7 protein-coding genes are annotated in these 6,249 nt (G+C 58.5%); 3 read left to right on the top strand and 4 right to left on the bottom strand.

Features of this window, described 5'->3' with window-relative positions; genetic code table 11:
• Window positions 1-384 precede the first annotated feature (384 nt).
• Window positions 385-1,170, top strand: a complete 786-nt coding sequence (locus tag A3754_RS09670; protein WP_063519500.1) for an acyl-CoA thioesterase II — start codon at window positions 385-387, stop codon at window positions 1,168-1,170.
• Entirely contained in the window at window positions 1,167-1,811 is a 645-nt protein-coding gene (locus A3754_RS09665; protein WP_063519499.1) for a 1-acyl-sn-glycerol-3-phosphate acyltransferase, read from the top strand. Before A3754_RS09670 ends, A3754_RS09665 begins: the two co-directional genes overlap by 4 nt.
• Before the next feature lie 18 nt (window positions 1,812-1,829).
• Here A3754_RS09665 and A3754_RS09660 read toward each other — a convergent pair whose 3' ends face one another.
• Window positions 1,830-3,056, bottom strand: a complete 1,227-nt coding sequence (locus A3754_RS09660) for a GAF domain-containing protein (RefSeq protein WP_063519498.1) — start codon at window positions 3,054-3,056, stop codon at window positions 1,830-1,832.
• Window positions 3,057-3,193: 137 nt separating this feature from the next.
• On the opposite strand from A3754_RS09660, the gene A3754_RS09655 reads away from it, so the two are divergent.
• Window positions 3,194-3,460: an acyl-CoA-binding protein gene (locus tag A3754_RS09655; protein ID WP_063519497.1), complete on the top strand. Its 267-nt coding sequence runs from the start codon at window positions 3,194-3,196 to the stop codon at window positions 3,458-3,460.
• A 51-nt stretch (window positions 3,461-3,511) separates the two neighbouring features.
• On the opposite strand, the gene A3754_RS09650 is transcribed toward A3754_RS09655, so the two are convergent.
• The 3 genes from A3754_RS09650 to A3754_RS09640 form a co-directional block, all read right to left on the bottom strand.
• On the bottom strand, window positions 3,512-4,702 hold the full coding sequence (locus A3754_RS09650) for a tetratricopeptide repeat protein (protein ID WP_231880576.1): 1,191 nt from the start codon (window positions 4,700-4,702) through the stop codon (window positions 3,512-3,514).
• 166 nt (window positions 4,703-4,868) lie between these two features.
• Window positions 4,869-5,483 carry a hypothetical protein gene (locus A3754_RS09645; RefSeq protein WP_063519495.1) on the bottom strand — a complete coding sequence of 205 codons (615 nt, stop codon included), beginning with the start codon at window positions 5,481-5,483 and terminating at the stop codon, window positions 4,869-4,871.
• A gap of 11 nt (window positions 5,484-5,494) precedes the next feature.
• A partial coding sequence (locus A3754_RS09640) for a DMT family transporter (RefSeq protein WP_063519494.1) occupies window positions 5,495-6,249 on the bottom strand: 755 nt, incomplete at its 5' end.

Here is a 6,249-nt window from a genome sequence, read left to right as displayed (position 1 = left end):
AAGCGAAGGCCAATGCCCCAGGCGGTGAGAATGGTGTCGGTGGCAATGTCACTATCACCGGATAAAGGGGAAAAGCCGAAATAAAACACGGCGCGCAGAACAACCATCAGCGAGAAAAAGAGAGCAGTGATGGCCAACAGGTACTGCAGGCGTCGGGATTTCAACCAGGTCATGCGTTTATCTCCGTACTGGCGAAACTGAAAAAGAGGCGCCTATGCTACCGGCAAGGGGCGCCAAGCGCATGGGGAAAACGCGTTTTCCGCTTGTTTTATGCACACGATTGTTGGTTATGGCGCCCTTGCGACGGGATAATGACTTTTACCGATCTGATGAGGATGGTAAATAAAGGGCCGCTATTTTCAGGCATGCAAAAAGTGAGAGATCATGACATTCGATGAAATTTTGGCCACGGTGGATGGCAAGGGCAGTGCCACCTTCCCTGAAGGCTGGGGGCAGGGCCGTGCGCTGTTTGGTGGATTGGTCGGCGCGGTGCTGTTTGATCATCTGCAAAAGACAGTGGCGAGTGGGCGGTTCTTGCGCAGTTTTTCTCTGTCTTTTGTGGCGCCGGCATCGCCTGGGCAGGTTGCTCTGGACGCAACGGTGCTACGGGAAGGGAAATCGGTGATGCAGGCGATGGTGTCTGCGCGCCAGGGCGAGCAGGTGGTCGCGGTGATGCTGGCCAGTTTCGGCGTGGGCCGGGAGTCCAAAGTGGTGGTGGAAGGGCCGTCAGCGCCAGGTTTGAAAGGGGCAGAACAGAGCATTGCGTTGCCGTTCATCAAGGGGCTGACGCCGGACTTTCTTTCCCATTTTGATATCCGCTACGCAGAGGGTATGCCGCCGTTTAGTGGCAGTGCAGCGCCGGATTTCGGGGGCTACATGGGCTTCACCGTACCCCCGGAAACAATGAGCACAGCGGCGCTGATTGCCCTGGTGGATACTTGGCCGCCTTCGGTGCTGCCGTTGCTCAAAGGCCCGGCACCGGCCAGTTCCCTGACCTGGACCATGGAGCTGCTGGATGATCCGGGGTCTCGCCCGGCGGATACTTTGTGGCAATATCGGGTAAACACTGACCAGTGCAGTGATGGCTATGGACAAAGCCAGGCTGTGATCTGGGACGCGGCTGGCCAAGCCGTGGCACTGAGTCGACAGACATTTACGGTATTTGCATGAAATCGGAACTGGCACCGCTGACAGCGCGAACACTGGGGGATCAGGTGCCCCGTCGCGGCCACTGGCTGCTGGCGGGTCTGGGCAGACTGATTCTGGGGGCGATGGGATGGCGAATTGTTGGCAGCTTGCCCAATACGTCCCGGGTGGTTCTGGCGGTTGCTCCTCACACTTCAAACATTGACGGGGTGATCGGCATCAGCGCCATCCAGTCCTTGCGAGTCCATGTGCGTTTCATGGGCAAACACACCCTGTTTGAAGGGCGTCTGGGGCGGCTCATGTACTGGCTGGGGGGCATCCCGGTGAACCGGGACAGCGCTGAGGATGTGGTGGACCAGACCACTGCGGTCATGCGCGAGACGCCGTTCTGGCTGGGCCTGGCACCAGAGGGCACACGTACCGGCGCCAAGCGATGGAAAACCGGGTTTTACCGTATTGCCGAGCAGATGGCGGTGCCGATTGTGGTGTTGGGCTTTTGCTATCGGCGCCGGCAGGTGCGCATTGTCGATTGCTTTCTGCCCACCGGGGATATGGATGCGGACATGGCCCGGATGGTGACATCACTGGCCGATATCGTGCCGCGCAAGCCTGCCTTGCTGTCCGCCCCACTGAAAGCGGCCAAAGCCGCCCGTGGCATTGACTGAGGCAGCGGGGAAGAGTGTTTATGCGTTGGCGCTGGCGGTCTGGTCCAGAAACTGCTGGCGGCGTTGCGCGGATTGCAGCGCGAAGGCCAGGGGGCGATGCAACTCGCTGATCAACGTTTGCTGTTCCTGATCAAACCCCTGAGTGTTGGCGATCTCAATGATGCCCAGCGGGTGGTCTCCCTGTATCAGGGGCCACAACAGTACCGCACCCGGCGGCCGTTTGCCCTGGCCGGTTTCCAGATCCAGATAATTCTCGGGTACGTGATGTTGCTGCATCAGCAGCCGCTGGTTAAGCGCAGCACCGAGCAGCCCTTCGCCCGCGGGCAGGGTGCTTCGGGTTTGAGCTGCGTCGTTCAGAGCCCAGCCGGCTTGGCGCACCAGGGTGTTTTCTTCCAGTGTGTAGGCGGCGCCCACCTGCGCGTTCACTTGCTGAACCAGATATCCCAGCACCCGTTCCAGTAATTGTGTGGGAGTCAGGTTGCCGGCGATTTGCTCCATAAAGGTATTGAGCTGCTGTTGCCGGTGGGTATCTTTTTCTGCCTGTTCCCGCCAGTGTTTCAGTTGCTCGGATTCATGGGCCAGCAACAGGTTGTTGGCAAAATTGCGCCGGGCACTGATATCCAGAATGTAGCCGTTCAGGGTGCAAATGATCAGCGGGATACCGAATGACAGGGACACCAGCAGCAGCGGGAGTGCCAGGCCCATGAGCAGGCTGATTGCGAAGGCCACGACTGCGGCAATGGTGCAGGCGACCAATGTCTGCCGGGGCGGCAGCCGCAGAATCGAAAAGCCGATAATCAGCAGATAAATGGTTTCAAACGAGGAAATTTGCCCGGGGAAACTGCCATTGAAGCGGATGGAGCCCAAGACCGTACCGGATAGGGATAATCCCAACGCCAGATACATGATGCCAATGGCGTGGGGGCGCAGCCAGCTCAGGCGGGTACAGCACCACAGCCCGATCAGGGCAGCAGCGATGGGGTATACGCCGTAACTTCGCCAGGCGGCCATTTCCGGCGTTTTGACCAGCACAATGACCGGCAGCACGACCAGCAAATACAGCCCCATCAAAAGGTAAACGGAGCGATTGATCAGGTCCCGTGCGCGTTGATGTGCGTGTGCGCCATACCGCCGTTCCAGGTCGCGATCGAATTGCACCAGAAAGGTACTGAGGGCATTACGAAGAATGCCTTCCTGCTGTTGGTCGAGGGTCTGGCTGGCCCGGGATTGCCCTGCGTCGCTCATGGCGTAACCTGATTATTCTTCGTTTTGATTTTGTTGGTAGCGCTTATGTTGATTCATCCGCGATCACAGCGCACTATTTCCTGCAGAAATTAAGGCTTGTGCCTTATACAACAATGATCACATCGACAGGAAACATCATGACCGATACTGCCCGATTTGAACAAGCCCAGAAAGATGTCAAAACCCTCGACAGCAAACCGTCCAATGACGACCTGCTTTTCTTGTATGCGCATTTCAAGCAGGGAAGCGCCGGAGATGTGGCCGGCAAGCGTCCGGGAATGCTGGATATGGTGGGGCGCGCCAAGTATGACGCCTGGGCCAAGCTGAAGGGCCTGGGGGCAGACGAGGCCAAACAGAAATACATCGATAAGGTGGATGCCTTGTTGAAAAGCCACAAGGGTTGATTGTGCGGGGGCCTGTGATGGTTGCTATGGTGTGTTAGGCATCCTTCATCATCAGGACTTCTTCTGCAGCAACTGGGCTTTGCCCAGTTGCGCTTCTCCCGCCAGGTTCCGGTAGAACGTTTCCAGTTCCGGGAGCTGCGCTTGCAGCGCTTTGCGCACCTGGCGCCGCGCGTTAGTCAGATTCGATTCCACCTGCTGTTTCTCCAGTGCCAGCTGGTCTTTGCGTTGCTGGAGCGCCGGCGGCAGTGCGGTTCCGCCAAGTTTGTTGAGCCGGGTATTCAGGCGTTTCAGCCGTTCCCTCGCGTTGGCCAGCTGTGCTTTCAGTTCGTCGGCATCCGGGGCGTTTCGCAGGATGCGCTGCAAGTCTGCAATTTCCTGTTCGGTGGCGGTTTTTTCACGCTTTGCTGCGGTGCGAAAGGCCCCGTTGGTCAGGTCTCTGGCGGTGGCATGCTGGATGGCGTTGTGCAGATCGGTTTCCCTGCGGTCCAGACATTTGTGTTGATGGTGGGCGGCCATCAACTGGCGGGTGGCCGTAAGTACTTCGCTATCGTTATCACGGACCATGGCCAAAACCAGCTGGTCCATGACTGTGGTGCTGTTGCCGGCCACGGTATTGGTCAGGGTGCGGTATAACTGATCCGGCTCGTTGGAGAGTTGATTCAGGGCTTGCAGGTTTTCCGCCGCCTTGGTCAGCGCCAGGTTGTACACCGGCAGGGCCAGCGCATCGGCGCCCTGGTTGCGCCAGTCATCGCCAGCCAGTACCAGGCCGGATACCGCCCGGGGGTTGCCCGGAAAACGCGCGGCAATACGGATAAACCAGGCTCTGGCCCGCTCCTTGTCGCCATCGCGCCGATAGCTTTCTGCCAACAACAGGGCGGCATCCACAGCCGCCGGACTGTTCTGCTCCACTTCACTGAGTTGTTGACGGGCAAACTCGGTATCGCCGTCTTTCAGCGCCAGTGCGGCCAGCCGCAGGCGCGCATAATTACCCAGAATCGGTTTGTTGATACTGCTGGCATGCTGGTTATAGGTGAGCAGGGCGCGGGCTTGTGTTGCTGTGGCCTGGTGACCGAGCAGGTCCAGGAGCTGTTCATCATCCCCGCTGATAGTCAGTGAGGATGACGAAACGGCGTAGGGAGCCGCACTCAGGCAGGCAGAGTCTGCCATGCTGCCAAGGGGCAGCAGTAGAAGTGTCAGGGGCAGGCTGGCGATAGCCGCGCGTAAAAACGGTGCCGTCATCATGTCAGTCTTTTTATTATTGGCGTTATTGGGCTCAAATGGTGCGCCAACTGGCGAATGAGAGAAGGAACTGGGTCACACGGCAGTGTACAAAGTCGTCAGGGGCTTGCCGGACAGCCAATGGGCCCCGCTTCACGAGTGTGGCGAAGCGGGGCCGTGAGGCTGGGGATCAGAAGCCTCGATAGCTGGTTGCGACGATGACAACCGCAGCAATAACCACCAGGATGCCCACGATGAACATCACCGTGGCCAGAATGCCCAGCACCTTGCCCGCCAGCGTCATGCCTTCACCGCTGTTATCCATATTGCCCTGGCGCATGGCCGCCAAATCCTTGTTGCCCAGGATCCAGGCGACAATGCCGACCGGGGCAAATAGCAGTACCCCCAACAGGCCAAGTGTCAGTACCAGGCCGCCACGGTGCGGCGCTGCGTTTGTGTTGATCGCGGTGTTTTGCGGGGCGTTTGTCACAGGTTGATGGCGACCGGTAAAGGCGGCACCCAGCATCAATGCGCTGATGATCAGATACAGCCCGTTGTAGATGCCGCTGGAAATCAGACCGAAGAGATCGCCAGATATCCTGTCGTCATACAGCATTTCGATCAGCACGAATTGCTGCAGGCACATATAGGCGATATGGACCAGGCTGAGTAGCGAGGCGATCAGCACCAGAATGGCGGCAGTCCGTGCCTTTGGCATGAAAATGCCGGCCAGTACAAAGCCGGCAATGGCGACCAGAAAGGTTGGCAGCGCCATGGTGATGAGTTGTGCTATTTCTCCACCCATTGAAACTCCTTTTACTTGGGGGTTGGAACAAAAATCCGGGTCAGGAAAATCTTGAGGAGGCTGCGTACAGCACGCCAGCGATTGACCAGAAGCGATAGAAAGATCAGCGCGCAGCCTGCCAGTTGCAGCTGTGTCATCTGTTCACCGAACCAAGCGGCGGCCATCAGTGCCGTCCACATGGGTTCCAACACCATAATGACAACGCCATGGCTGTGCAGTGACAGGCTTTGCGCATAGGTTTGTACCAGAAAACGCAGGGCAGTGCCTACCGTGGCACTGAGCACCACCCACAGTACCAGTAGTGGTGTGGCGTTGGCCGCGACACTTTGCCAGGGTTCAAAAATGGCAGACAGCACCCCGGTCAGTACGCCCACCACGGCGAGCACTATGGTGGTTAGCGCCAGGGCCGGGACGCGAGGGTGTTCAATGGATTCACCATTCGTTCCCCGCGTAGAGAGGGGGTTGGCGGCGCGGGTGTTGAGATTGAAATAAAGCGCAAAAATGGTGGCAGCGGCCACAAAGAATAACTGCCCGGCCTCCAGATGCAGTTCCTGATCCAAAGACAGCAGGGCCAGCCCTGCGGCAGCCACTGGCAGTGCGAGCCAGGTACTGCCAGGCACCGGTTCGGCAAAAATCAGCCGGCCTAGCACTGGCACCAGCACCACGCCCAGGCTGGTCAGAAAGGCGCCTTCCCCCACGTGTTCGCCCATGGCCAGGCCCATTACCCAGCAGCTCATGGCAATGCCGAAAACGGTACCAACCCGGA

This window comes from Alcanivorax sp. HI0083 (assembly GCF_001635175.1).
The sequence above is the reverse complement of the archived record's forward strand: the minus strand, read 5'-3'. Positions and strand labels throughout refer to the sequence as shown.

Bases quoted from the DNA above. Each gene is read 5' to 3' on its own strand.
- A3754_RS09670 (WP_063519500.1), top strand. From the start codon at position 385: ATGACATTCGATGAAATTTTGGCCACGGTGGATGGCAAGGGCAGTGCC.
- A3754_RS09665 (WP_063519499.1), top strand. From the start codon at position 1,167: ATGAAATCGGAACTGGCACCGCTGACAGCGCGAACACTGGGGGATCAG.
- A3754_RS09660 (WP_063519498.1), bottom strand. From the start codon at position 3,056: ATGAGCGACGCAGGGCAATCCCGGGCCAGCCAGACCCTCGACCAACAG.
- A3754_RS09655 (WP_063519497.1), top strand. From the start codon at position 3,194: ATGACCGATACTGCCCGATTTGAACAAGCCCAGAAAGATGTCAAAACC.
- A3754_RS09650 (WP_231880576.1), bottom strand. From the start codon at position 4,702: ATGATGACGGCACCGTTTTTACGCGCGGCTATCGCCAGCCTGCCCCTG.
- A3754_RS09645 (WP_063519495.1), bottom strand. From the start codon at position 5,483: ATGGGTGGAGAAATAGCACAACTCATCACCATGGCGCTGCCAACCTTT.